Source organism: Clostridium malenominatum (assembly GCF_039521365.1).
Lineage (GTDB): Bacteria > Bacillota > Clostridia > Clostridiales > Clostridiaceae > Clostridium_AW > Clostridium_AW malenominatum.
On the sequence record NZ_BAAACF010000001.1, the window covers coordinates 415,248 to 441,214 of the forward strand.

The following is a 25,967-nucleotide window of genomic DNA, read 5'->3' on the forward strand; positions in this document are numbered from 1 at the left end:
GGTTTTAAGTATGGAAAAAGTAATAATTGATATATTAAAAGAATGTGATGCACTTTTAGAGGGACACTTCTTACTATCATCAGGAAGACATAGTGATAAATACTGTCAGTGTGCAAAATTGCTTCAATATCCAGATAAGGCTGAGAAGGTACTTAAAGTAGTAAGTGAACAGTTAAAAAATGTAGAATTCGACTTAGTAGTTGGTCCAGCTATGGGAGGAATTGTTGTAGCTTATGAGCTAGCTAGACAGCTAAATAAACCAGGAATATTTTCAGAAAGACAAGATGGGGTTATGACTTTAAGAAGAGGATTTGAAATTAAAAAAGGGCAAAAGGTTATAATATCTGAAGATGTTATAACTACAGGAAAATCTTCACTAGAAGTTGTAAAGCTAATAGAAGAATTAGGTGGAGAGGTAGTTGGACTCAGCTGCATAGTAGATAGAAGAGATGAGGGGGTAAATCTGACCTATCCAATATATAGTGCAGTTAAAATAGATGTAAAATCTTATGATAAGGAAAATTGTCCTTTGTGTAAAGAGGGCATAGAGTATGTTAAACCAGGAAGTAGAAATATAAAATAATAATATCCTTTAAATTAGTCCAGTGAGACTAAAAAGGTTAGGGAATTTGGAATAAATCCATTTTTCCTCACCTTCAAATTTAAATATGAGGTGATGAAAATGAAGGGATTTTTATATTTAGAAGATGGAAGTATATATGAAGGAAAGATTTTTGGTAAAAAAGGGATAGCAATAGGCGAAATAGTTTTTAATACAGCAATGACAGGATATCAAGAAACGTTGACAGATCCTTCCTATGCAGGGCAAATAATAAACATGACCTACCCTAACATAGGTAACTACGGAACAAATAAATTTGATATGGAAAGTAATAAAGTATATGCAAAAGGATTAGTAGTAAAAAACCTTTGCAATATTCCATCTAACTATAAGAGTGAAGAAAGCTTAGAAGAATTTTTAAATAAGATGAATGTTGTTGGGATATATGGAGTAGATACAAGAAGTATAACTAAAAAAATAAGAAGCACAGGCACTATGAGATGTGTCATATCTGATAAAGAAATGAAAAGAGAAGATATAGAAAGTACTATGAATAGCTATCATTGGGATAAGAATTTTGTTCAAATGGTAAGTAGAAAATCCATGGAAAGAATTAATGGCAATGGGCATAGAGTAGGGATAATAGATTTTGGAATAAAGAAAAATATAATTGAAAAGTTCAAAGAATTAAATTGTGATATAACTCTTCTTCCATACAATGCAACTTTGGAAGAGATTGATAAACTAAAATTAGATGGTGTATTTTTAAGTAATGGACCAGGAGATCCAAAATCACTTTTAGAAACTGTTGAAGTTGTAAAAAAGTTAATAGTTAAGTATCCTACTTTTGGTATATGCTTAGGACATCAAATAATATCCTTAGCACTTGGGGCAGACACATACAAAATGAAGTATGGGCATAGGGGCGGAAATCATGGGGTTTATGATATTGAAAAGGATAAGGCTTTTATAACCTCTCAAAACCACAGCTATGCAGTAGATATGGAAAGTATAAAAGATAAAAACATAATAATTACTCACACAAATTTAAATGATAACACTGTAGAAGGAATAAAGCATAAATACTTGCCGGTATTTTCAGTACAATTCCATCCTGAGGGTTCCCCAGGACCTGAGGACACAGATTATCTTTTCCATAGATTCATGAAAAATATTGAGATTAATAAGATAAGCAAAAGTGCGTAAGGGAGGAATATAATATGCCATTAGATAAATCATTAAAAAAGGTAATAATACTAGGTTCAGGTCCAATTATAATAGGTCAAGGAGCAGAATTTGATTATTCAGGTACTCAGGCATGCAAAACTTTAAAAGAAGAAGGTATAGAAGTAATATTAGTAAATAGTAACCCAGCTACTATAATGACAGATAGCAATATAGCAGATAAAGTTTATATAGAACCTTTAAATGAGGAAACCTTAGAAAGAATCATTGAAAAAGAAAAGCCGCAGGGAATACTTGCTGGATTTGGAGGACAAACAGCCCTTAACTTGGCAATGAAGTTAAAGGATAGTGGAATATTAGATAAATATTCAGTTAAAATGTTAGGAGTAAACTCAGAGGCAATTAAAAAGGCGGAAAGTAGAGAAGAATTCAAGAATCTAATGATAGAAATAGGTGAGCCTATTCCCATGAGCATAATAGCTACAAAGCTAGAAGAATGTGAAGAGTTTGTTGAAAAATATGGTTTTCCAGTTATCATTAGGCCTGCGTATACTCTTGGAGGAACTGGTGGCGGAATAGCAAATAATATAAATGAGCTAAGAGAAATAAGTAGTTTAGGGTTAAAATTAAGCCCTATAAATCAAATACTTTTAGAACAAAGTGTAGCAGGCTGGAAGGAAATTGAGTTTGAAGTAATAAGAGATAGAAAAGATAATTGTATAATAATATGTAGTATGGAGAATTTTGACCCAGTTGGAATTCATACAGGAGATAGTATAGTAGTTGCACCCTGCCAAACTCTTAGAGATGAAGAGTATCAAATGCTTAGAAAATCCTCAATTGATATTATAAGGAGCTTGAAACTAGAGGGGGGCTGTAATGTACAATTTGCTCTGCACCCTACGGATAAGAAATATATTGTAATAGAAGTAAACCCAAGAGTTAGTAGGTCCAGTGCTCTAGCATCTAAAGCGACGGGATATCCCATAGCAAAAATTGCTGCTAAAATAGCCATAGGATACAGTTTAGATGAAATAAAAAATACTGTTACAGGAACCTCTAGTGCTTGTTTTGAGCCTGTAGTAGATTACGTTGTGACAAAGATACCAAAGTGGCCTTTCGATAAATTTACAAAAGCAGAAAGAACCTTAGGAACTCAAATGAAGGCTACAGGGGAAGTAATGGCTATAGGAAGAAGTTTTGAAAACTCTTTAATGAAAGGTATAGTATCTTTAGATGGAAAGTTTAATTCTCTAAAGCTTAAAGAACTAAAAGATAAAAATAGAGAAGAACTTTTAGAGATAATAAAATTAAGAGATGATAGAAGAGTTTTTGCTATAGCAGAAGGATTAAGAAAAGGCTTAAGTAAAGGCATCATAAACGAAATCACAGAAATTGATTTATGGTTTTTGAACGGTATAGAAAATATTGTAACTTTAGAAGAAAGAATTAAGAATGAATGTTTGAGCAGAGAGTTTCTTAAGGAAATAAAAGAGTTAGGATTTACAGATAAGTTCATAAGTGAATTAAAAGATATTTCTGTTGAAGAGGTAGAAAAATTAAGAGAAGAATATGATTTACGTCCAATTTACAAAATGGTAGATACATGCTCAGGGGAATTTGAATCTAATACACCGTATTATTACTCTTCTTATGAAAATGATAATGAAAATATAGTTACTAATGATAAAAAAGTATTAATTATAGGGTCAGGACCAATAAGAATAGGTCAAGGAATAGAATTTGATTATTGTTCTGTTCACGGAATATGGGGAATAAAAAAGGCGGGATATAAGGCAATAATAATAAATAACAACCCAGAAACTGTAAGTACTGACTTTGATACCGCAGATAAACTGTATTTTGAACCTATATATATAGAAAATATAATGGATATAGTTAAAGAAGAAGGAGTAGAGGGAGTAATAATAGAATTAGGGGGACAAACTTCTATTAATTTAGGAGAGGAGCTTAATAGAAGAGGAGTTAAAATATTAGGTACATCCTTTAAAGGAATAGATTTAGGGGAAGACAGAGATAAGTTTAAGGAGTTCTTGGATGGATTAAATATAGATTCGCCACAGGGAGGGTGTGTAACTAAGGAAGAAGAGGCTTATAAAGTAGCAGAGAAAATAGGATATCCAGTGGTAGTTAGACCTTCTTACGTAATAGGTGGACGAGCTATGGAAGTAGTTTATAATGATGAAACCCTAGAAAAATATATTAAGGAAGCGGTAAGTTTATCTAAAGATCACCCAATATTAATTGATAAATATGTAAAGGGAATTGAAATTGAAGTAGATGCATTATGCGATGGAAAGGATATTTTAATACCAGGAATAATGGAACATATTGAACGAACAGGGGTGCATTCTGGAGATAGTATGATAGCTTATCCAAGTATTAATTTAAGAGAAGAAGTAATAAGTAAAATTGTAGAGTATACAAAGAAAATAGGTACAGGCCTTAATATAAAAGGTTTATTAAATATACAGTATGCTTACGATGGTAATAAATTATATGTAATTGAAGTAAATCCAAGGGCTTCAAGAACTGTTCCGATTTTAAGTAAAATAACTCAAGTGCCTATGGTAGACATTTCAGTGCAAATAAAATTAGGAAAAACTCTTAAAGAGTGCAGCTATGGTACAGGACTTATGGAAAATAAAAATATTTGTGCAGTAAAGGTACCAGTTTTTTCTGGAGAAAAATTAAATAATGCGGATATTTACTTAGGGCCAGAAATGAAGTCTACTGGAGAAGTATTAGGAGTTGGAAAGAACTTAGAAGAATCTCTATACAAAGGATTTGTGGGGGCAGGAATTAAAATTAACACTAAAGGAAACATATATGTATCTTTAAAAGAAGTAGATAGAAAAGAAAGCTTAGACATATTAAGAGAGTATATAGGTTTAGGATTTAAAATATATGCTACTTCAGGAACGGCTAAATTCTTGAAAAGTAATGACGTAGACTGTGAAGAAACAGATTTTCATAGAGGAGAAACCATGATAAAAAATGGAGAAATGGATTTGATTATAAACACTCCTACTAGAGGAAATGAACTTTATAGAGAAGGATTTAAGTTAAGAAGAAATTCTTCACAGTATAGGGTGCCAATATTTACTTGCATAGACACGGCAAAGGCTTATTTAAAAGCAATAAATGTGGGAAAAAACTATAAAGAAGCTATAGAATATAATCCTATAAGTTATTATTTAGACTAATTTAGAAGAAGGGGAAATAATTATCCCCTTTTTTCTATATTATACGGAATATTTACAAAAAATTATTACTAATTCACTGCTAATTGAGTTATAATAAATATGACTTCTAGTAATATTATAATGGTAATTAGGAGGAGTTGTCGTGGGCAAACCAAGTATTTTTAGTAAAGATTATGATGAGAGAATGAAGAAAAGAAAACGAAGAAGAACTATATTATTTTTAGTTATTACGCTTATAGTAATAGGAGCTTGGGTTAGCCAAGGAATAAATATGAAGAATATAGTTTCTATTAAAAAAATTACTTTTTTTAATAGAAAAAGTAATTTAAATCCTAAAAATAATGAAAAAACTCTTACTGATAATAATGGTAATAGTAAACAAGAAGAAAAACAAGAAGAAAAAAAGGAAGAAGGATATAACTTTTCTTTAAGTAGTGGGGAAAGTGTAAAGGTTATTTATGAGTCCATAGGGAAAGATAGAAAGTTTAAATACATACATCCCTTAGAGAGTAAGATAATATATGACATAAGTCCTTCAGGAAAACTCATAACAATATATGATAAGAAGGTTCAAAGAATCTATTCTATGAACATTGATGGAAAGGTTTTTGATATTACTAAACCCAGCTACACCTCTACCAATGGTACATTTTCTATAAGCAGAGAAGAACAATTAAAAACTAACCCCAGCTATATATGGTGTGAATCTCCTAAATTTATAGATGAAAGCACCATAGCTTATGTTAGTCAGTTACCTTGGTTTAATAAGAATACAAAATATATTTGGACTATAGATTTAAAAAATAACATTCATAAAAACATTCAAAATTTAGAAGGAAACGAAATAAAATTTGAAAGTTTAAATGAAAAGGGATTGGATATAATTATAGATAAAGAAAAATTTATTTTAAAGGCTAGTGGTGAAATCCTAAAGTAATGGCCATATACATAAAAAAATAATTTCTCTTTAAAAAAGTGTTTGTAAAATATAAATACTTCCTATATAATTATAAATTGATATGTTAATTTTAGAGTAAATTAACATTATTTGAGCTTACTTGTATATTAATAACTTTAAATATATGTTATAATATTTAGGTTAATATAAGCATTTACGTGATTAGGAGGAATAATGTAATGAAAGCTACTATGGAAAAAATAGAAAAGAACATAGTTAAGTTAGAAATAACTGTAGAGAGTGACAAATTTAATGAGGCTATGAAGAAAGCCTATGCAAAAAATGCTAAGAGCTTCAATATACCAGGCTTCAGAAAAGGAAAGGCTCCAATGAACATAATAAAGAAGCATTATGGTGAAGGAGTTTTCTATGAAGATACTATAAATATTTGTTGCGATAGTACATATCCAGAAGCTTTAAAAGAACATAATATAAAGCCAGTAGATTACCCAACAATAGATATAGTTCAAATTGGAGAGGGCAAAGAATTTATATATACTGCAACTATTACAGTAATGCCTGAAGTTGAACTAGGAGAATACAAAGGATTAGAAGTTAAAAAGAACAGCTATCCAGTAAGCGATGAAGAAGTGTCAGAAAAATTAAAAGCTATGCAGGCAAGAAATGCTAGAGTAGCAGCAAAAGAAGAAGGCACAGTTGAAAAAGGAGATATAGCTGTTATCGACTTTAAAGGCTTTGTAGATGAAGTAGCTTTTGAAGGTGGAGAAGGAACTGACTATAGTCTTGAAATAGGTTCAGGAACATTCATAGGTAACTTTGAAGAACAATTAATTGGATTAAAAGCTGGAGAAGAAAAGGCTGTTAATGTAAGCTTCCCAGAAGAATATGGCAGAGAAGATTTAAATGGAAAACCTGCTAGATTTGATGTAACTATTAAAGAAATTAAAATTAAAGAATTACCAGAGCTTGATGATGAATTTGCTAAAGAAGTATCAGAGTTTGATACTATAGATGAATTAAAAGCAGATATGAAAAAGAAAATGGAAGAAGAAGCTGAAGGAAGAGCAAAAAGAGAATATGAAGAAGCGGTTATAGATGCTGCTTGTGAAAATGCTAAAATAGAAATTCCAGAAGTAATGGTAAATACTGAAATAGATAATATGATAAAAGATTTAGAAATGAGATTAAAATACCAAGGACTAGATTTAGAAACATATTATCAATATACAAATAGCAATGAAGAAAAAGTAAGAGAATACATGAATGATGCTGCTGTAAAGAGAGTTAAAACAGAGCTAGTTCTAGGAGAAATTGCTAAAGCAGAAGCAATTGAAGCTACAGAAGAAGAAATGATGGAAAGAGCTAAAGAAATGGCTAAACAATATGGAGATAAAGAAGTTGAAAAAACTGCTAAGTTAATTATGGATAGCCAAAAGAATTTCTTAAAATTAGATGTTATAAATGAAAAAGTAGTTAAATTATTGGTTGACAACAGCAAAGCTATAGCATAATATATGATAATTGCCAGGAGAACTTCTGGCAATTAAATTTTAATTATTTTTAAAACCACAATGGGGTTCAATTAAAGCTAATAAGGAGGAGAAAGTTATGAGTTTAGTTCCTATAGTTGTTGAGCAAACTAATAGAGGAGAAAGGTCTTACGATATATATTCTAGACTTTTAAAGGATAGAATTATTATGTTATCTGATCAAATAAATGATGTTACAGCTAGCTTAGTTGTATCACAGTTATTATTCTTAGAGGCAGAGGATCCAGATAAAGATATATACTTATATATTAATAGCCCAGGAGGATCTATAACATCTGGAATGGCAATTTACGATACTATGCAATATATAAAGCCAGATGTAGCTACAATATGTATTGGTATGGCTGCTTCAATGGGAGCATTTTTACTTGCGGCAGGCGCAAAGGGAAAAAGATCTTCCCTGCCAAATAGTGAAATAATGATTCACCAACCATTAGGTGGATTCCAAGGGCAGGCTACAGATATAGGTATTCATGCAGAAAGAATATTAAAAATGAAGAAAAAGCTTAATCAAATACTAAGTGAAAAAACAGGTCAGCCATTAGAGGTTATTGAAAGAGATACAGAAAGAGATAACTTTATGGATCCTGAGGCAGCAAAAGCTTATGGATTAATAGATGAGGTTATGACAAAGAAAAAATAAGCTTGATTGAGGGGTGAAAAGATGGCGAAAGGTGATGACAAGAAACAGTTGAAGTGCTCTTTTTGTGGTAAAACACAGGATCAAGTAAGAAGGCTTATAGCTGGGCCAGGAGTATACATTTGTGATGAATGTATTGAACTTTGTTCAGAAATAATAAGTGATGAATTTGAAGAAGATGTTAACATTGAAATAGAATCTTTACCAAAGCCAATGGAGATCAAAAATTATCTTGATCAATATATTATAGGGCAAGATGAGGCAAAGAAAGCATTATCAGTGGCAGTTTATAATCACTATAAGAGAATAAATGCTTCAAACTTTTCAGAGGATGTAGAAATACAAAAGAGTAATATACTATTGCTTGGCCCAACAGGTTCAGGAAAAACATTACTTGCACAAACTTTAGCTAAGTACTTAAATGTACCCTTTGCTATTGCAGATGCAACTACTTTAACAGAAGCAGGCTATGTAGGTGAGGATGTTGAAAATATTCTTCTAAAACTCATTCAAAATGCAGATTATGATGTAGAAAAAGCTGAAAGAGGAATAATTTATATAGACGAAATAGATAAAATTGCTAGAAAGTCTGAAAATCCTTCTATAACTAGAGATGTATCTGGTGAAGGAGTGCAACAAGCGCTATTAAAGATTTTAGAAGGAACTATAGCATCTGTTCCGCCACAAGGTGGAAGAAAGCATCCACATCAAGAGTTCATTCAAATAAATACTACTAATATTTTATTTATCTGCGGTGGAGCTTTTGATGGTGTAGATAAAATTATTGAAAAGAGAACTAAAAATAGTTCTATAGGATTTGGTGCTGATATTTTATCAAAAAAGGAAAAAGATATTGGAAGCCTATTAAAGGAAATAATGCCAGGAGATTTATTGAAATTTGGCTTAATTCCAGAGTTTATAGGAAGACTTCCTATCCTAGTAACACTAGCTGCACTAGATAAAGAGGCTCTTGTAAATATTTTAAGTAAGCCTAGAAATGCATTGGTTAAACAGTATAAAAGGCTATTTGAAATTGATAATGTAGAGCTGGAATTTGAAGAAGAGGCACTTCAAGCTATTGCAGAAGAGGCAATAAAGAGAAGTACTGGTGCTAGAGGATTGAGAGCAATTCTTGAAGATATTATGAAAGATATTATGTTTAGGATACCATCTGAAGAAAGCATTAAAAAGGTTATAATTAATAAGGATACTATGACTTCGAAGTCTCCTGAGTTAATTCATTCAGAAGATGGAAAAAGAGCACCAATAAAGACTAAAAAAACAAGAAGTAAAAAGGGACCAGAAACGGCTTAAAGAATAGGTAAAATCCTATTCTTTTTTATTTCCTCATATGGAATAGTAATTAGGAAAATTGTGCATAATAAAGAATAGTTTACTAAGGATTTTCATGAGAGGATGATGACAATGACAAATGCGTTTATGGCAGTGCAATTTGTAATTACAATAATAATGGGGTTATATTTTTTTAATGCATTAAAAGGTCAGCAAAATAGTAAGGTTGTTATTAATAAAGAAAGCAAAAAGGAAATGGATAATTTAAAAAACTTAAGAAATATAAAGCTTTCTGAGCCACTAACGGAAAAAAGTAGACCTTCAACTTTTAGTGAAATAATAGGCCAGGAAAAGGGAATAAAAGCTTTACAGGCAGCTTTATGCGGCCCTAACCCTCAACATGTAATAATTTATGGTCCACCAGGAATAGGAAAAACAGCTGCTGCAAGGCTTGTGTTAGAAGATGCAAAAAAAAGGGAGTATTCCCCATTTAAAAATGAAGCGAAATTTATTGAAATCGATGCTACTACTATAAGATTTGATGATAGGGGAATTGCTGATCCCTTAATTGGATCAGTTCACGATCCAATATATCAAGGGGCAGGACCTCTTGGAGTAGCGGGAATCCCTCAACCTAAACCAGGAGCAGTAACTAAGGCTCATGGAGGAGTATTGTTTATTGATGAAATTGGGGAGCTTCATCCTATAGAAATGAATAAATTATTAAAGGTTTTAGAGGATAGAAAGGTATTCTTAGATAGTGCTTACTATAATGCTTCAGATCCAAATATGCCATTGCATATAAAAGATATATTTGATAATGGTTTACCTGCAGATTTTAGATTAGTTGGAGCCACTACAAGAAGCCCTCAGGAGATTACTCCTGCTCTTCGTTCAAGATGTGTAGAGGTCTTCTTTAGACCATTACTTCCAGAAGAGATAGAGATAATAGCTAAAAATGCTACAGATAAAATCGGATACTCTTTAGATGAAAAAGCCTGCAATACGATAGGAAGATATTGTAATAATGGAAGGGATGCAGTAAATTTAATACAGCTTGCCTCAGGTATAGCTTTGCATGATGGTAGAAAAAATATTACATTAAGTGATGTAGAGTGGATAATAGAAAATGGTCAATATTCTCCTAGACCTGAAATTAAGATAAATGATGAGCCTAGAATTGGTCATGTTAATGGGCTTGCGGTTTATGGAGCCAATATGGGAACATTGATGGAAATAGAAGTAACAGCTAAGAAAAGCCATTTTTCAAAGGGGAAAATAAATGTAACAGGCATAGTTGAAGAAGAAGAAGTAAGTTCTTTCGATAGGAAAATTACCAGAAAAAGTACTGCAAAATGTTCTGTTGAAAATGTATTAACTGCTCTTCAAAATGTTTTTGATATAAACTTTAATGAATATGATATACATGTAAACTTTCCAGGAGGTGCTCCCGTGGATGGTCCATCAGCTGGAATAAGTATGGCTTCAGCAATATATAGCGCTGTAAATAAAATACCTATTCATAATGAAGTAGCTATGACAGGAGAAATTTCTCTTTATGGTGAAGTAAGGCCAGTTGGAGGAGTAAATAGCAAGATAGAAGCAGCTGTAAAGGCTGGGGCTAAAAAAATTATCATACCTCATGATAATTGGCAAGAGGGATTTAATAATGTAGAAGGAGCAGAAGTTATTCCAGTAAAAAACATAGATGAGGTTTTAAATCTATCATTAATAAATTCGGAAAATAATTCTAATATAACGTCTATAAATATTAGTAATGAAGTTCTATCCGCCACTCCCCTTGAGATTCAATAGAAGTATTGAGGTATAAAATCTCCTTTATAAAGGAGATTTTATAGTTTTATTAACTTTTAAGCCATATTTACAATGCTAATTTTCATTGAAAAATAATACTTTTATGGTTATAATATATTAGTCAAATCATAAATATAAATGGATTAAGTAAAGTGAGGAGAGAAGCATGGAAAAAGAATTAATAGTTCTTCCTCTAATTCCTTTAAGAGGTATAACCATATTTCCGTATATGGTAATGCATTTTGATGTAGGTAGAGAAAAATCTATTTTGGCTTTAGAAGAAGCTATGCTAAATGGTCAGAAAATATTTTTAGCAACTCAAAAAGAAGCAAAAGTAGAGGAACCAGAAGAAAATGACATATTCCAAGTTGGAACTATTTGTAATATAAAGCAAATATTAAAGTTGCCAGGAGATACGGTAAGGGTACTGGTAGAAGGTGAAGATAGAGCTAAAATAAATAGTATTGTACATAAAGAACCATTTTTTAGAGCAGAAATAGAAAAATTAGAGGATATAATTTGTGATGAAGGAAATAAATGTGAGGCCCTGCTGAGAACTCTTAAAAAAGCTTTTGATGAGTATATGAAATTAGCAGGTAATATACCACCAGATACTATGGTAAGCTTAGAAGATGTAGAGAGTGCAGGTAGGTTTGCAGATGTAATCAGTTCTTATTTAATTTTAAAACAGGATAAAAAGCAAGAGTTATTAGATGCTTACACAGTTGAAGAAAGATTAGAGAAGCTTATAATATTTTTAAACAATGAAATAGATCTTTTAAAAATAGAAAAAAAGATAGGAACTAAAGTAAAAAATAAAATAGATAAGGTTCAAAAAGAGTATTATCTAAGGGAACAATTAAAAGCTATACAAGAAGAGCTTGGGGAAGATGATGAAGATAAAAAGGAAATATCTAAATACAAGAATAGAATAAGTAAAGCTAAGTTACCAAAGGGAGTAAAAGAAAAAGCTCTATATGAATTGGATAGACTAAAAAATAGCGGTTCCTATTCTGCAGAAGGTGGAGTAATAAGAACATATCTAGATTGGATCTTAGATTTACCTTGGAATGCGGAAACAGAAGATAACTTAGATATAAAAAGAGCAAGAGAAATTTTAGAAAAAGAACATTATGGACTAGAAGATGTAAAAAACAGAATAATTGAGTTTTTAGCTGTTAAAAAGATGAGTAATTCCTTGAAAGGACCTATACTTTGTCTTGTTGGTCCTCCAGGAGTTGGAAAGACTTCTATAGGTAGATCAATTGCACATGCTCTAAATAGGAATTTTGTTAGAATGTCTTTAGGTGGTGTTAGAGATGAGGCTGAGATAAGAGGCCATAGAAAGACTTATGTAGGAGCTATACCAGGAAGAGTAATCTATGGATTAAAGCAGGCTAAATCAAAAAATCCACTATTTTTGCTAGATGAAATAGATAAAATGAGCAATGATTTTAGAGGGGATCCAGCAGATGCCTTATTAGAGGTTTTAGATAGTGAACAAAATTCTACCTTTAGAGATCATTACTTAGAATTAGATTTTGATTTATCAAATGTTTTATTTATAACTACAGCCAATACACTTCATACTATTCCAAGACCATTAATGGATAGAATGGAAGTTATAGAAGTGTCTGGATATACATCAGAAGAGAAATTACATATTGCTAAGGATCATTTAATACCTAAAAAGCTAAAAGAACATAGTATTGATGAAGGTAAAATTCAAATATCAGATTCAGCTATAGAATTTATTATAGATGGATATACTAGGGAATCTGGAGTAAGAAGTCTAGACAGAAAAGTTGCCTCTGTTATAAGAAAAGCCATTGCCGAAATGGTGGAAAAAAATAAAGAAAGCATAAGTATTAATACAAATAATGTAAGGAAGTACTTAGGGCCTGTGATTTATACCTATGAAAAGAGTAGCAAAGTAGATCAAGTAGGTGTAGTTATGGGAATGGCTTGGACTGGATATGGTGGAGATACTCTACCTGTAGAAGTAACAGTGATGAATGGAACGGGAAAACTAGAGCTTACTGGCAAACTAGGAGATGTTATGAAAGAATCTGCTAGAACTGGATATAGCTACATTAGAAGCAATTCGGATAAGTATGGAATAGATGGTGATTTTTATAAAAATAAGGATATACATATACATGTTCCAGAAGGTGCCGTACCAAAAGATGGTCCCTCAGCAGGTCTTACTATGATAACTGCTATGGTTTCAGCATTAAGTAATAGAAAAGTAAAACACAATATTGCCATGACAGGAGAAGTAACACTTACTGGTAGAGCATTGCCTATTGGTGGTTTAAAAGAGAAGACTCTTGCAGCTTTTAGGGCTGGCATTGATACAGTAATAATTCCAAGAGAAAATGAAAAAGATTTACTTAAGATACCAAAAACTATTAAAAATAAAGTGAAATTTATATTAGTAGATAATGTAGAAGAAGTACTTAAAAATGCGTTAGCGGAATAAGTTGGGAGGATGAAAATGGAAATGGAAATGGAAATGGAAATAAAACAATCTGAATTTATTACATCAGCTGTGAATCCCTCTCAATATCCAAAAGATGAAAGATATGAAATAGCTTTTGTAGGTAGATCAAATGTGGGAAAATCTTCTTTAATAAATAGCCTAACTAACAGAAGAAAATTAGTTAAGGTTAGTGGTACACCTGGTAAAACTAGATTGATAAATTTCTTTCTTATAAATAATCATTTTTACTTTGTAGATTTACCTGGGTATGGTTATGCTAAAGTATCTAAAGTGGAACAAGCAAGTTGGGGTAAGACAATTGAAACCTATTTAAATAATAGACCTCAATTAAAAAAAATTGTACTATTAGTAGATTGTAGACGTAAGCCAACAGAAGATGATATGATAATGCATGAGTGGATTAAGCATTTTGGATATGACTACGTAGTAGTTGCTACTAAAAGTGATAAATTAAATAAAAGTGAACTAGCTAAAAGTAGAAAAGATATAAGAGACACCTTAGAGATAAGTGATGATAAAATTATATATCATTCAACCTTAAAAAAAGTTGGAAAAGAAGATTTATTAGAAAATATTTTTTCATCATTAAATCAGTAATGTATGCTGGCATGTAGTACTAAAGATTTCAGTATTACATGCCATATTTATATCTATATATTTTTTGAGGAAGTGATTTTCATGTATTTAAATTTTATTAAAAATGCTATAGTATTTTTAGTGCTGTATATTCCTCCTCTGATATTATTTATGAAATATTGGAATGAAAGAGGAAGAGGAAAAGTTTTATTGTTAGTTATTAGCATTATATATTTAATTTTAAGTTTATTTACACAAAATTTATTGCCCTTTATATTGGTTTTAATTTGTATTAAATATATAAGAGATAGCGGTAGGGAAGATTATTATTCATATGGTTTTACCATTAAAAACTTTAAAATACTTAGAGCCTTTAAATATTCTCTGATTTCTTATTTGGGAACCATAATTATAGCTATAATAGCTTTAAGCGTTTTTTCATTATTTAATTTTCCCATAAAAGACCAAGAAATAATTACTCAAATCACTGAGCTTCCATTGAAAAGGTATATTATGACTATTCCTATAATAGTTATATTTGCCCCTATAATTGAAGAATTTACCTTTAGATGGTTATTCTTGCAAAAGATTTTTAAGAATAGATTAGGTATGGTTATATCTTCAATAATAACTAGTTTAATTTTTAGCCTAGTTCATTTTAATTTAAAATCATTTCCGGCCATATTTTGGATAGGACTTTTTAACTGTTATTTAATAAATAAACATGGTTATTGGTATGCGGTATTTAACCACGCTTTCTTTAATTCTGTATCTACTTTTGCTATACTAATTCAAAAATTATATTAAAATTAGAAAAAGATAAAAATAAATGAAATTATTTCATTTATTTTTATCTTTTTTTATGTGTCAAAATGGAAGAATAGGAATAGTATATAATATAAACAAAAGAAATACAAAGAATCTTCTGAAAGGAGGAAGTATAGTGGATTTCAACAGCATATTAAATGGATTACTAGCCGGTGATGAGAACTCAGCTCTAAAGATGCCAGCAAGTCCAGTTGGTTTTTTCGGAGGCAATTGGATTATATGGATAATATTATTAATAATACTATGTTGTTGCTGCAATGATGAACAAGGTTTTGATGATTGCTGTTGCAGAAGAAGGCACCATAGACGTCGTAGAAGATCTAGATGTAGATGTAAATCTCAATGTGGGTGCGGTAACGGGTTTGGATTAGGATCAGGATTCTGTGATGATAATTTTATCTTCCTAATCGCAATAGTTGCATTAATATTCTGCTCTTGCAATAGACACAGATTTTTACCAACTAATAGTGTTTTAAATTTAGATGCTGACAGTTTAAGAACAGAGGTTGAAGAATAGATAACAAATAAAACCATAGCCCAAAAGAAAGGGGGGTTTAGCATGTCAAGAGGAAGAAGAAAAGGCTCAGGAAGCGGTCTGTTAATATTAATATTAATAGTTCTACAGTTTAGCTGCAACAGACCTCATCATGGCGGAGAACATGGACAATGCATAGACAATAGCATATTGTTTATCATAGCTCTATACTTCTTAGCTTGTTGTGGAAATATCGATTTATGTTGTGGTTGCTAAGAAATTTAGTGGGGGGCATTTTATGCCCTCCATATAATAAATATTATATGGTAGAGGAGGGGGAAGATGAGTAAAAAGAAACATAGACGAAAAAGGGAAGAAAATAATAATAGCGATAATAATAACAATAATATAATGGATTTATTAAATAATATAGATGAAGATCAAATATCAAGCTTACTTTCAAATTTTAACTTAGGTAACTTAGGTAATCTAGGAAATATGAATAATAGCGGAATAAATAATAATAACATAAATCTAAATAATGTTGAAAAAGACGAAACCCTGCAACTCCTATATGCAATAAAGCCAATGGTAAATGCTGAGAGAGGAGCAATAATTGAAAAAATCATACAATTATATTCAATTGGAAGAATGTTGAAGAAATAAGGCTGTTTAATAGAAAGACATATTAGTCTTTCTATTATTTTGTTATGGAGCATTTGCCTTCTAGAGAGCCGCCTTCTTTAATTACTATATTTTTTATGGAGATGTCTCCATAAATTTGTCCAGTATTTTCTATAGTTAAAATCCCATCACAAGTTACATTACCTTGAACCTTACCACTTATGTATGCGTTTTTACAGATAATATCGCCCATGCACTGAGCGGAACTTCCAAGAATAATATCGTCTTGCCAAATTATATTACCTTCTAGGTAACCATTAATTTTCAATAGATTTTCCCCTTTTAAGCAACCGATTATGCTGCAGCCTTCTCCTATTAAAGTTTCTATTTTACTAGTGTTTTTCTCCTTATCTGAAGACATAAACATAAGATAACCTCCTTTAGTATTCTTAAATATTTATATTGAAACTTTATGAAAAATATTACTAAAAAAATAAAATTAATAAAAAAATATGTATATAATATTTAGAAATGGTTATTATAATAAATGAAAGTGGAGATAAAATCTCCATGGCAATAAATAGAGTTAAATAATTTTGTTTATTGCTAGAACCCCCCATCCCCCTTGGGACCGTAAAGGTCCCATTTGTTTTTTGGAAAATATAAGATATATTTAAAAATATATAAAAAGATTTATATATTTTTAATAAATTGCACAAAATAAAGTAAATATATTTTGGGGGTGAGTAATATAAATAACAAGCTAGGAATTCTTAATTATAGAAAAATCTTATGTATATTTTTAATATTAATAACAAGTATAACTGTCTTTGGTTGCAAGAATAATAAAGACAAGGAGGAGAGTGCTGAGAAGAAGTTAGATGTATTTATTGATATTAAAGATAAGCATAGTCTTGATACTATGAAGTTATTAATTGAAGAGTTTAAGAAAGAAAAACCTAAAATTAATGTAACAATAAATAATTCTATAAGTTTAAATAACGTAGAGGATGTTGGAAAGCAGAAGATAGGTGATATAATTATAACTTCTAGAAATAAGATGATAGAATTACAAAAAAAAGGATATTTAAATGATTTAGGCAATTATTATGAAAAAAATAAAATTAATGATAAGTATTACAACGTAGTAAAATCTTATGGAAGATATAATGATAAATATTATGGAATTGCATTAAATCCGTATACAATAGAGATATTTTACAATAAGGAATCTCTAGAAAAATATAAGCTTTCTACCCCTACAAATATAAAAGATTTAGACAGTCTTTTAAAAAGATTGAATGAGTTATCTATTGAAGTACCAGTAATTTTGACTGATGACTTAGATGTTTATACCGCAGCTATATCTCTTGTAATCAGAGATAAAACTAATATGTATAATATGGATAGTATATATAATTGTTCAAAAGAAATTTATAAGGAAAGAAAAGAGGTTCAAACTTTATTTGATGATATAAATTCTCTCTATAAAAAGGGAGTTTTAAATAAAAATACTTTTAAAATAGGAAATGAAACCTCTATTAAAAGATTTTTAAATGGAGATATTCCATTGATAATATCCACATCTTATTATTATGGAGAGTTAAATAAAAGCAATATAGGTATAATAGAGGACTATGATTCTATAATCTCCTATAAAGGAAGCGTACCTGTTATAGTTAATTCTTTATTATGCATACCCATAAATGGTAGTAGTGGTGAAGAGGTGGGGGAGTTTATAAAGTTTATATATAGTGATAAAACTCAAAAGAAATTATTAGACAAAGGTCATGTAACAGCTAATATAGAGGCGAACAAAGAGCTTACTGGTATCGGAGCGTTGATGAGAAAGCACTTGGAGGATAATAATGAAAATGGTATATTATTATCGTATAATTTACCATCTAAGTTTTATATAGGAATATATTCAAAGATAGAAGAAATTCTTTCAGGAAAATATACAGGAAAAGAGTGGGAGACTATATTAAATGAAGCATGCAAATAAAAAATAGTGGTTAATTACCACTATTTTTTTTACACTCTTTACAAATTCCATAAAAATATATTTGATTATTTAAAACTTCATAGTCTGTATATGAAGAAACTTTTTTATTTAAGTCTTGAAAACATATATCTTCTATATCATCTACTTTTCCGCATTGAAGGCATTGAATATGGGAGTGTGAATTAGTATATCCGTCATATCTAAAATTACCTTCTCCTACATTAATTTCTTGTATGAGATTAACTTCCACTAGAGTTTTTAATGCTTTATACACTGTAGCTAAACTCATGGTAGGATATTCTTCTTGCAAAGCTTTATAAATAACTTCAGCAGAAGGGTGCTCTTTTGTAGACTTTAAGTATTTGTATACTGCTATGCGCTGAGGAGTTAATTTTAATTTTTTATCTTTAAATATGGAAGTTATATTATCCATAGACACCATCCTTCAAATAATATTTATATTATTATATAATAACTATTATTCGAAGTCAATTATTTTCATGTAAAAATTATTATCGCATAGAATTATATATACAATTATTTTTTCTTTAAAATAATTGTTATAAGTAGTATAAGAACAGATATTATAGCAATAGTTCCACCGGGAGCGCAGTCAATATAAAAAGATAGCATTAAACCCGAGAGTATATCAACAAATCCGAATAATATTGAAAGAAAAAAAGTTTGCTTAAAACCTTTCCTAAGTTGTAATGCAGTAGCAACAGGAATTGCAATTATTGATGAAATAACTAGTATTCCCATTATTCTTATTGACAGTGAAATGGTAGCACCAACTAAGAGAGAAAATATGTAATTTATAAATTTTACATTTATTCCTATAACTTTGGCACCCTCTTCATCAAAGGTTATATAAAGTAATTTATTATATAAATAGTATAATAGAAATAAAGAAATTAAGCTTAATATAAACATAGTTAAAAGATCTAATTTAGAAACAGTTAATATGCTTCCGTATAAAAATGAATTTACATTACCTTTAGTTTTGCCAGAACTTATTAAAGTTATAGCAACTCCAACGCTTAAAGTCATTATTATAACAAGAATTATTTCTTCATATTTTTTATAGTAATTTCTCAATAATTCAATTAGCAAAGCACAAATAGAAGTAAATATGAAAGCGGATAATATAGGATTAAAATTAACTATTAAACCTATGGCTACCCCAGCAAAAGAAGCATGAGATAAGGCATCGCCCATGGTGGAATATCTTTTTAAAACTAAAAAAGTTCCAACGGAAGGACATATAATTGAAATAAGTAATGTAGCAATAATAGCATTTTGTATAAAAGAGTATTGTAGCATGAAATTCTCCTTAATCTAATATTATATGATTTTTTGACAAATAGTCTTGAACATTATGTAAAGTAACGTCTCCTTTACACATTTCAAGAATTTCTGTAGAATTTTCTATAACTGGTTTCAAATTGTGCTCTACAGAAATTATTGTAACAGAATGAACTCTATTAATATGTTTAAGAAAGCCATATATTTCATTTTGACTTTTTAAATCTACTCCAGTGGAAGGTTCATCTAATATTAATAAATCAGGTTGACCAATTAATGCTCTAGCAATAAAAACCTTTTGTTGTTGTCCTCCAGATAAGTTTCCAATTAAAGAGTTTTTTAATTGAGTTATTCCTAGTTGTTCTAAACATTGATAAACTATTTTTTTATCTTTAATTTTCAAATTAGCAGCGTGACATTTCATTATCTCGTAAACAGTGATAGGAAATTCAGAATTATAGTTGCCTCTTTGAGGAACGTAACCAATATTATTACTAGTAACTTTTATGCTACCTTCATTAGGCTTTAAAAGTCCCAAAATTAGCTTTAATAAAGTGCTTTTATAACTACCATTTTCACCTACTATAGATGTATATGAGCCTTCGGTTATTTTAAAATTTAAGTTATTTAACATATAAGGTTTTATTCCATTATAGGAAAATGAAATGTTATCAATATGTATCATAATACCCTCCAAAAATAGTTCTAACATTAACATTATATACCTATATGCAAATTATTTGCAATATAATTGTATTATATACTTGACTTTGGAAATAATTAATAATAATATGTATATGTAACAAATGCAAATGATTTGCAATATAAACATTTCGGGAGGAAAGTATGAAGAAAAGAATTTTAACAGGATTTATCATAATTTTTTTGTTTTCGTTAATGGGATGTGAGAGTAAAAAGGTATCTACAGAAAAGAATGATAGTTCAAAAATAAATGTAGTAGTTACATTCAATCCATTAAGGGAATTAGCTGAATACATAGGTGGAGAAAAAATTAATATAAGTACAATTATTCCAGATGGAACAGAAGCTCATGATTTTGAGTTAAAAGCAAAAGACCTAGCTAATATTAAAAATTCTAATATATTTATATATAATGGGTTTGACATGGAAAACTGGGTAGATAAAATATTAGATACCATGGATGGAAAAACTATAGTGGTTGAAGCATCAAAGGGAGCTGAACCTATAATGGTTGTAGAAAGTGAGCACCATGAGGATGAGGATGACCACAATCACGGTCAATATGATCCTCATACTTGGTTAGGAGTAACTACTGCTTTAGTTCAAGCTAACAATATAAAAGATGCATTAATCAAAGCAGATAGCGCAAATAAAGAATATTATGAAGAAAATTTCCAAAAGTTTAAAAAGGATGCGGATGCTTTATTAAGTGAATATAGGGAGAAATTTGACTCTTTAAAAAATAAAAGTTTTGTTACTAGTCACGCCGCTTTCGGTTATTTTTGTAGAGATTTCGGACTAAAGCAGAACAGTGTAGAAGGGGTCTTTGCTGAAGGGGAACCTACTCCTAAAAAAATGGCTGAGTTAATAGATTATTGTAAGAAAAATAATATAAGAGCTATCTTTGTAGAAGAAAATATAAGCACAAAAGTATCGGAAACCTTAGCAAAGGAAGTAGGTGCAGAGGTTAAAGTAATTCATACTTTAGAAAGCAAAGGCGACAAAAATTATATAGAGTCTATGAGAGAGAATTTAGAAATAGTCTATGAAAATTTGAAATAATTGCATTTTAAAATTCCTTCTAAAAGTAGTATACTTATGATATAAAGTTGATAATCATGGGATAAAATATTAATTAGAAGGAGGGAATTTGTTGGCTAGATGTGAAGTATGCGGCAAAAAAGCCGAAATACATCATATAGTTAATAGATGCCAGGGAGGAATAGACTTCGATTTAAACTACAAATATTTATGTTCTGAGCATCATAGAGGGGAGAATGGTCCTCATAAGAATTGGAAGATAGACTTACAATACAAGCTAGAGATGCAAGAAAATTTATGTGAAATATTATTAAAAGATTTTTATAATTTAGAAGAAATTTCATATATACTCCATATTAATAAAAATAAGACTAAAAAAATAATGAAGCATTCTAAAGTTTATAAAGAAGGATATAAAAAAGAAGATATAATATTTAAACTTATGGGAAATGAGTTATACGAATTAAATATGTTAGCGGATTATAATGATGAATTTATACCGCTATTTGTTGGATAAGATGCCTTATGGGGCATCTTTTTTGTTTTACTATTTGAAATTAGGGAAAACTAATTATATATATAATTAGAATGGAGGAAAAGTTTTGATTAAACAAATACTAAACCCTGACCTATTTCATAAAAAATCTAGAAGAAAAAGTTATTTTGAAGGATGGTATTTTAAATTAGTAGATAAAGAAGAAAAAAATTCTTATGTGTTCATACCAGGAATATTTTATAGCAAAGATGACAACTATTCCCATGCATTTATTCAAGTCCTTTGCGGAGAGGAAGTTCTATATTATTACAATAAATATTCTAAAGAAAGTTTTAAATGGAGCAATAATAAATTTTTAATTAACATAGAAAAAAATATTTTTTCAGCCAAAGGAATTCAACTAGATATAAATAATGAAAATATTAATGTAGAGGGAAAAATTTTATTTAAAGACCTAGTCAAATGGCCAGATAGTAAATTAAATCCTGGAAGCATGGGTTTTTATAATTACATTCAGTTTATGCAATGTTATAGCCAAGTTTCTTCCATAGACATGAATCTTCAAGGATATTTAAACATTAATGATAGAAAGATAAACTTTACAGGTGGAAAAGGATATATTGAAAAAAATTGGGGAAGGGATTTTCCGTATGCTTGGATATGGGTCCAATGTAATAACTTTAGCAATAATACTTCTCTTACCTGTTCCATAGGTCAAGTACCTTTTTTACTAGGAAGTTTTGATGGATTTTTAATAGGAGTTCTAATTGAGGACACTTTTCATAAGTTTACTACAATTAATGGAAGCAATTTAAGAACTTGGTGGAAAAATGGGGATTTTATAATGGAATGTAGGAACAAAAAGTATACTTTACACATAATTACTGAAACAAATAAAGAGGACTATGTTATTTGTAATGCCCCGAGGGAAGATAAAATGATACCTTTAGCTAAAGAAACTTTAAAGGGAAAGGTATTTATAAAATTAATATGCAATAGAACTGGTTCTACTATTTATGAAGATATGGGAATATGTGCAGGAATAGAATATGGTGGAAGAGTAGAAGAACTCATAAAAAATTAAATAATGGTTACATTATATTTGTAAAACAATTTAAGGAGGAGACTTCTATGTCACACAAAAATAATAAAAATAGTAAAAATAATAAAAAAGCAGGGCAAAAAACTAAAAAAGAATTAACAAAAATGAGAGTAGAGACTGCAAATGAAATTGGTGTTTCAAATGAATCTAAAAAATTAGGTAAGAATGAAAAATAAAGTTTAGGCCCCTAAAGGGGCCTGTCCTAATAAATACCTTTATTATTTAAAAACTCTTTATACCCCATATCAGTTTTTAATATATGATTTCCAATCCAATCTAAAATGAAAGTAAGTAAATCCATGGAAACCTTTTTCTGATTTAAATCCATATATTCTTCATCTATACTTGTTACTTTTTTTATAAAAGCTTCATGTTGCTTTTTATGTTCTTCTATATTTTCATAGCCGTGTAGTTTTAAAAGGTTTTCCTCGAATTCAAAGTGATAAATTGTATAGTTTCTTAGCTCTTCTAAGGTTTTGACAATTTCATCAAAACGGTCATATTTCTGAGATAAAGATACTATAGTATAGAGTTTGTTACCTAATTCGAATAGGTTTTTATGTTGTAAGTCAATTTCGCTAACATTACAACTATACTCATCCTTCCAGTTAAACAAAATAATCCCTCCAAAATGTTTTTATTTTATTTTATTATAATATAATTTATTGAATAAAACAAATATGCTTTCTTTGCAAAAACACTTGACTACCGTAGACGAACAATATAATATATAAATTATAGTATTTATTCTGAGGTGATAATAATGGAAATTCTATATAAAAGTACAAGAGGCAAGGAAAAAGTAAGAGCTAGCGAAGCTATTATTAATGGACTAGCTTCTGATGGGGGACTATATATTCCTACTATAATTCCTAAGATTGATTTGTCTTATGATGAATTAATAAAGTTTGACTACAGAGAGCTAGCTATGTACATATTAAAGAAGTATCTTACAGATTTTTCAGAAGAAGAAATATCCTATTGTGTAAATAACGCATACAATGATAAATTTGAAAGAGAAGAAATTGCTCCTTTGGTAAAAAAGGGAGATGAATATTATTTAGAATTATATCATGGAAGAACTCTAGCTTTTAAAGACATGGCGCTATCAATATTACCTTATTTGATGAAGGTAGCCTGTAAAAAGCTTAATATCAAAGATGAAATAGTAATATTGACAGCAACGTCAGGAGATACTGGTAAGGCTGCTCTAGAAGGATTTGCAGGAATACCAGGGTTTAGAATAATAGTTTTCTATCCTGAAAATGGAGTTAGCCATATACAAAAGCTTCAAATGGTAACGCAAAAGGAGGAAAATACGTTAGTCTTTGGTATCAAAGGGAATTTTGATGATGCGCAAAGTGGTGTAAAGGAAATATTTGAAGATAAGAACTTTAATGAATCATTAAAAGAAGAAGGCTACATACTTTCTTCAGCTAACTCAATAAATATAGGAAGGTTAATACCTCAAATTATATATTACGTTTATTCATATATAAGTATGATTAAAAAGGGTTATATTTCTAAGGGACAAGAAATTAATGTTTCAGTACCAACGGGTAACTTTGGAAATATTTTAGCAGGTTTTTATGCTAAATCTATGGGAATTCCCATAAATAAGTTGATATGTGCTTCTAATGAAAATAATGTACTTTGGGAATTTTTTAATGATGGAAGTTATAATAAAAACAGAGATTTTAAAGTGACTGTTTCTCCTTCTATGGATATATTAGTTTCTAGTAATTTAGAAAGGCTTTTATACAACATAAGTGATGAAAAGACAGTGAAAAACATGATGGAGGACTTAAAAAGAAAAGGAGAATATACTCTTTCTGAGAGCATGATTTCATCTCTAAAGGACTTTTATTCTAGTTTTGCAACGGATAAGGAAACCTATGAAGCTGTAAAGAAAATGTATGAAAAAAACTTATACCTAATGGATACTCATACTGCAGTGGCATATAAAGCCTATAAAGATTATAGTGAAACCACAAAAGATGAGAAAAAGACCATAATAGTAAGTACGGCAAGTCCTTTTAAATTTAATAAAGATATTTGCAAAGGATTAGGTATAGATGAAGAAATTGAAGATTTTAGACTGATAGAAAAACTATCTGCTTATACAGGGGTAGAGATTCCTATATCTTTAAAAATCTTAGAAAGTTCTCCTGTGGTTCATAAGTTATCTTGCAGCAAAAGTGAAATGAGAGAGAGTATAAAAAAATATTTAAGAGTATAGGTGAGGTTTATGATAGAAGTAATTGTACCTGCTACTAGTGCTAATTTAGGACCAGGATTTGATTGTTTAGGAGTAGCATTTAATTTTTACAATAAATTTTATATAGAGGAAAGCAAAGAATTTGTGGACAATGATGATAACTTAGTTAATTTAAGTGCACAAAAGGTGTTTAACAAATTTGGTTATAAAGAAAAATATCTTAATATTAAAATTGAGGGAAATATTCCTCAATCTAGAGGACTGGGAAGTAGTGCCACTTGTATTGTAGCTGGAATAATGGGGGCAAATAAAATTTTAGGAGATATTTTAAGTCAAGATGAAATCATAAAAATTGCTACAGAAATCGAAGGACATCCAGATAACGTTACACCAGCTATAGTGGGAGGGCTTACTGCAGCTATAATGAATGAAGATAGGGTGTATTATGAAAAACTCATATTAAGAAAAGGTATAAAATTTATTTCCCTTACACCAGACTTTAAATTATCCACTAGTGATGCCAGAAAGGTTTTACCTAAGGAAGTTTCCTATAAAGATGCAATTTTCAATGTAGGTAGAGTTGCTTTAACTATGGGAGCTTTAGCAAATGGAAACTTTGAGCAATTGAGGATTAGTTGTGAGGATAAATTACATCAACCTTATAGAAGTAGGCTCATAAGAAACTATGATAAAATAATAAGTAAGTGTAAGGAGCTAAATAGCTTAGGAGTATTTTTAAGCGGTGCAGGACCAACAATAATGGCATTAATAGAAGAAGGAAATGACCATTTCTTAGAAGAAATAGAGAATTATTTAAATACTTTAGAGGATTTTTGGAAAGTGAGAGAACTGAATATAGACAATTTAGGAACTAGAGTTAATATATTATAAAAGATATAAA

The 25,967-nt window shown here is 29.9% G+C and carries 26 protein-coding genes; 21 read left to right on the top strand and 5 right to left on the bottom strand.

Features of this window, described 5'->3' with window-relative positions:
* Positions 1-10: 10 nt before the first annotated feature.
* From pyrE to ABDZ69_RS02225, 14 genes are all read left to right on the top strand, one after another.
* On the top strand, positions 11-583 hold the full coding sequence (gene pyrE, locus ABDZ69_RS02160; protein WP_343765995.1) for an orotate phosphoribosyltransferase: 573 nt from the start codon (positions 11-13) through the stop codon (positions 581-583).
* 99 nt (positions 584-682) lie between these two features.
* Entirely contained in the window at positions 683-1,768 is a 1,086-nt protein-coding gene (gene carA / locus ABDZ69_RS02165) for a glutamine-hydrolyzing carbamoyl-phosphate synthase small subunit (protein WP_343765998.1), read from the top strand.
* Positions 1,769-1,782: 14 nt separating this feature from the next.
* Complete coding sequence (carB, locus tag ABDZ69_RS02170) at positions 1,783-4,974, top strand: carbamoyl-phosphate synthase (glutamine-hydrolyzing) large subunit (RefSeq protein ID WP_343766001.1); 3,192 nt, start codon at positions 1,783-1,785, stop codon at positions 4,972-4,974.
* 142 nt (positions 4,975-5,116) lie between these two features.
* Positions 5,117-5,911, top strand: coding sequence for a hypothetical protein (locus ABDZ69_RS02175; protein ID WP_343766003.1), 795 nt, complete (start codon positions 5,117-5,119; stop codon positions 5,909-5,911).
* Positions 5,912-6,111: 200 nt separating this feature from the next.
* Positions 6,112-7,404: a trigger factor gene (gene tig / locus ABDZ69_RS02180; RefSeq protein ID WP_343766005.1), complete on the top strand. Its 1,293-nt coding sequence runs from the start codon at positions 6,112-6,114 to the stop codon at positions 7,402-7,404.
* Between the two features lie 70 nt (positions 7,405-7,474).
* Positions 7,475-8,086 carry an ATP-dependent Clp endopeptidase proteolytic subunit ClpP gene (gene clpP / locus ABDZ69_RS02185; RefSeq protein ID WP_343769556.1) on the top strand — a complete coding sequence of 204 codons (612 nt, stop codon included), beginning with the start codon at positions 7,475-7,477 and terminating at the stop codon, positions 8,084-8,086.
* A gap of 21 nt (positions 8,087-8,107) precedes the next feature.
* Positions 8,108-9,397, top strand: coding sequence for an ATP-dependent Clp protease ATP-binding subunit ClpX (gene clpX / locus ABDZ69_RS02190; RefSeq protein ID WP_343766008.1), 1,290 nt, complete (start codon positions 8,108-8,110; stop codon positions 9,395-9,397).
* Between the two features lie 111 nt (positions 9,398-9,508).
* Positions 9,509-11,191 carry an ATP-dependent protease LonB gene (gene lonB, locus ABDZ69_RS02195; protein WP_343766011.1) on the top strand — a complete coding sequence of 561 codons (1,683 nt, stop codon included), beginning with the start codon at positions 9,509-9,511 and terminating at the stop codon, positions 11,189-11,191.
* A gap of 166 nt (positions 11,192-11,357) precedes the next feature.
* Complete coding sequence (lon, locus tag ABDZ69_RS02200) at positions 11,358-13,673, top strand: endopeptidase La (protein WP_343766014.1); 2,316 nt, start codon at positions 11,358-11,360, stop codon at positions 13,671-13,673.
* A 33-nt stretch (positions 13,674-13,706) separates the two neighbouring features.
* Positions 13,707-14,291 carry a ribosome biogenesis GTP-binding protein YihA/YsxC gene (gene yihA, locus ABDZ69_RS02205; RefSeq protein WP_343769558.1) on the top strand — a complete coding sequence of 195 codons (585 nt, stop codon included), beginning with the start codon at positions 13,707-13,709 and terminating at the stop codon, positions 14,289-14,291.
* A gap of 81 nt (positions 14,292-14,372) precedes the next feature.
* Positions 14,373-15,077 carry a CPBP family intramembrane glutamic endopeptidase gene (locus ABDZ69_RS02210; RefSeq protein ID WP_343766016.1) on the top strand — a complete coding sequence of 235 codons (705 nt, stop codon included), beginning with the start codon at positions 14,373-14,375 and terminating at the stop codon, positions 15,075-15,077.
* A gap of 136 nt (positions 15,078-15,213) precedes the next feature.
* Positions 15,214-15,615: a hypothetical protein gene (locus tag ABDZ69_RS02215; RefSeq protein WP_343766018.1), complete on the top strand. Its 402-nt coding sequence runs from the start codon at positions 15,214-15,216 to the stop codon at positions 15,613-15,615.
* 42 nt (positions 15,616-15,657) lie between these two features.
* A complete protein-coding gene (locus ABDZ69_RS02220; protein ID WP_343766021.1) occupies positions 15,658-15,849 on the top strand; it encodes a hypothetical protein in 192 nt (63 codons plus the stop codon).
* A gap of 66 nt (positions 15,850-15,915) precedes the next feature.
* On the top strand, positions 15,916-16,239 hold the full coding sequence (locus ABDZ69_RS02225) for a hypothetical protein (protein WP_343766024.1): 324 nt from the start codon (positions 15,916-15,918) through the stop codon (positions 16,237-16,239).
* A gap of 34 nt (positions 16,240-16,273) precedes the next feature.
* Here ABDZ69_RS02225 and ABDZ69_RS02230 read toward each other — a convergent pair whose 3' ends face one another.
* Positions 16,274-16,624: a bactofilin family protein gene (locus ABDZ69_RS02230; RefSeq protein ID WP_343766027.1), complete on the bottom strand. Its 351-nt coding sequence runs from the start codon at positions 16,622-16,624 to the stop codon at positions 16,274-16,276.
* 315 nt (positions 16,625-16,939) lie between these two features.
* On the opposite strand from ABDZ69_RS02230, the gene ABDZ69_RS02235 reads away from it, so the two are divergent.
* Positions 16,940-18,202 carry an ABC transporter substrate-binding protein gene (locus ABDZ69_RS02235; protein ID WP_343766029.1) on the top strand — a complete coding sequence of 421 codons (1,263 nt, stop codon included), beginning with the start codon at positions 16,940-16,942 and terminating at the stop codon, positions 18,200-18,202.
* A gap of 10 nt (positions 18,203-18,212) precedes the next feature.
* Here the strand turns inward: ABDZ69_RS02235 and perR are convergent, their stop codons facing one another.
* From perR to ABDZ69_RS02250, 3 genes are all read right to left on the bottom strand, one after another.
* Positions 18,213-18,635 carry a transcriptional regulator PerR gene (perR, locus tag ABDZ69_RS02240; protein WP_343766032.1) on the bottom strand — a complete coding sequence of 141 codons (423 nt, stop codon included), beginning with the start codon at positions 18,633-18,635 and terminating at the stop codon, positions 18,213-18,215.
* Between the two features lie 104 nt (positions 18,636-18,739).
* On the bottom strand, positions 18,740-19,525 hold the full coding sequence (locus ABDZ69_RS02245; RefSeq protein WP_343766034.1) for a metal ABC transporter permease: 786 nt from the start codon (positions 19,523-19,525) through the stop codon (positions 18,740-18,742).
* A 10-nt stretch (positions 19,526-19,535) separates the two neighbouring features.
* Entirely contained in the window at positions 19,536-20,192 is a 657-nt protein-coding gene (locus ABDZ69_RS02250; protein WP_343766037.1) for a metal ABC transporter ATP-binding protein, read from the bottom strand.
* 161 nt (positions 20,193-20,353) lie between these two features.
* Between ABDZ69_RS02250 and ABDZ69_RS02255 the strand changes: the two genes are divergently transcribed.
* The 4 genes from ABDZ69_RS02255 to ABDZ69_RS02270 all read left to right on the top strand — a co-directional run bounded on the left by ABDZ69_RS02255 (position 20,354) and on the right by ABDZ69_RS02270 (position 23,024).
* On the top strand, positions 20,354-21,271 hold the full coding sequence (locus ABDZ69_RS02255) for a metal ABC transporter substrate-binding protein (protein WP_343766039.1): 918 nt from the start codon (positions 20,354-20,356) through the stop codon (positions 21,269-21,271).
* A 91-nt stretch (positions 21,272-21,362) separates the two neighbouring features.
* Positions 21,363-21,767, top strand: a complete 405-nt coding sequence (locus tag ABDZ69_RS02260; protein WP_343766042.1) for an HNH endonuclease — start codon at positions 21,363-21,365, stop codon at positions 21,765-21,767.
* An 85-nt stretch (positions 21,768-21,852) separates the two neighbouring features.
* Positions 21,853-22,830 (top strand): tocopherol cyclase family protein, encoded by a 978-nt coding sequence (locus ABDZ69_RS02265; protein WP_343766045.1) that lies wholly within the window; start codon positions 21,853-21,855, stop codon positions 22,828-22,830.
* A 47-nt stretch (positions 22,831-22,877) separates the two neighbouring features.
* Positions 22,878-23,024, top strand: a complete 147-nt coding sequence (locus ABDZ69_RS02270; protein WP_343766047.1) for a small, acid-soluble spore protein, alpha/beta type — start codon at positions 22,878-22,880, stop codon at positions 23,022-23,024.
* 26 nt (positions 23,025-23,050) lie between these two features.
* Here ABDZ69_RS02270 and ABDZ69_RS02275 read toward each other — a convergent pair whose 3' ends face one another.
* A complete protein-coding gene (locus ABDZ69_RS02275; protein ID WP_343766049.1) occupies positions 23,051-23,464 on the bottom strand; it encodes a bacteriohemerythrin in 414 nt (137 codons plus the stop codon).
* A 153-nt stretch (positions 23,465-23,617) separates the two neighbouring features.
* Between ABDZ69_RS02275 and thrC the strand changes: the two genes are divergently transcribed.
* Together thrC and thrB are read left to right on the top strand one after the other, a co-directional pair.
* On the top strand, positions 23,618-25,087 hold the full coding sequence (gene thrC, locus ABDZ69_RS02280) for a threonine synthase (protein WP_343769560.1): 1,470 nt from the start codon (positions 23,618-23,620) through the stop codon (positions 25,085-25,087).
* Positions 25,088-25,096: 9 nt separating this feature from the next.
* Positions 25,097-25,957, top strand: coding sequence for a homoserine kinase (thrB, locus tag ABDZ69_RS02285; protein ID WP_343766051.1), 861 nt, complete (start codon positions 25,097-25,099; stop codon positions 25,955-25,957).
* The last annotated feature ends 10 nt before the right edge of the window (positions 25,958-25,967 follow it).

Excerpts from the sequence above, each read along its gene's own strand:
- ABDZ69_RS02270 (WP_343766047.1), top strand. The coding sequence starts at position 22,878 with ATGTCACACAAAAATAATAAAAATAGTAAAAATAATAAAAAAGCAGGG.
- ABDZ69_RS02255 (WP_343766039.1), top strand. The coding sequence starts at position 20,354 with ATGAAGAAAAGAATTTTAACAGGATTTATCATAATTTTTTTGTTTTCG.
- ABDZ69_RS02225 (WP_343766024.1), top strand. The coding sequence starts at position 15,916 with ATGAGTAAAAAGAAACATAGACGAAAAAGGGAAGAAAATAATAATAGC.
- lonB (WP_343766011.1), top strand. The coding sequence starts at position 9,509 with ATGACAAATGCGTTTATGGCAGTGCAATTTGTAATTACAATAATAATG.
- lon (WP_343766014.1), top strand. The coding sequence starts at position 11,358 with ATGGAAAAAGAATTAATAGTTCTTCCTCTAATTCCTTTAAGAGGTATA.
- yihA (WP_343769558.1), top strand. The coding sequence starts at position 13,707 with ATGGAAATAAAACAATCTGAATTTATTACATCAGCTGTGAATCCCTCT.
- thrB (WP_343766051.1), top strand. The coding sequence starts at position 25,097 with ATGATAGAAGTAATTGTACCTGCTACTAGTGCTAATTTAGGACCAGGA.
- pyrE (WP_343765995.1), top strand. The coding sequence starts at position 11 with ATGGAAAAAGTAATAATTGATATATTAAAAGAATGTGATGCACTTTTA.
- tig (WP_343766005.1), top strand. The coding sequence starts at position 6,112 with ATGAAAGCTACTATGGAAAAAATAGAAAAGAACATAGTTAAGTTAGAA.
- carA (WP_343765998.1), top strand. The coding sequence starts at position 683 with ATGAAGGGATTTTTATATTTAGAAGATGGAAGTATATATGAAGGAAAG.
- perR (WP_343766032.1), bottom strand. The coding sequence starts at position 18,635 with ATGGATAATATAACTTCCATATTTAAAGATAAAAAATTAAAATTAACT.
- carB (WP_343766001.1), top strand. The coding sequence starts at position 1,783 with ATGCCATTAGATAAATCATTAAAAAAGGTAATAATACTAGGTTCAGGT.
- clpX (WP_343766008.1), top strand. The coding sequence starts at position 8,108 with ATGGCGAAAGGTGATGACAAGAAACAGTTGAAGTGCTCTTTTTGTGGT.
- ABDZ69_RS02245 (WP_343766034.1), bottom strand. The coding sequence starts at position 19,525 with ATGCTACAATACTCTTTTATACAAAATGCTATTATTGCTACATTACTT.
- ABDZ69_RS02220 (WP_343766021.1), top strand. The coding sequence starts at position 15,658 with ATGTCAAGAGGAAGAAGAAAAGGCTCAGGAAGCGGTCTGTTAATATTA.
- ABDZ69_RS02210 (WP_343766016.1), top strand. The coding sequence starts at position 14,373 with ATGTATTTAAATTTTATTAAAAATGCTATAGTATTTTTAGTGCTGTAT.
- ABDZ69_RS02250 (WP_343766037.1), bottom strand. The coding sequence starts at position 20,192 with ATGATACATATTGATAACATTTCATTTTCCTATAATGGAATAAAACCT.
- ABDZ69_RS02230 (WP_343766027.1), bottom strand. The coding sequence starts at position 16,624 with ATGTTTATGTCTTCAGATAAGGAGAAAAACACTAGTAAAATAGAAACT.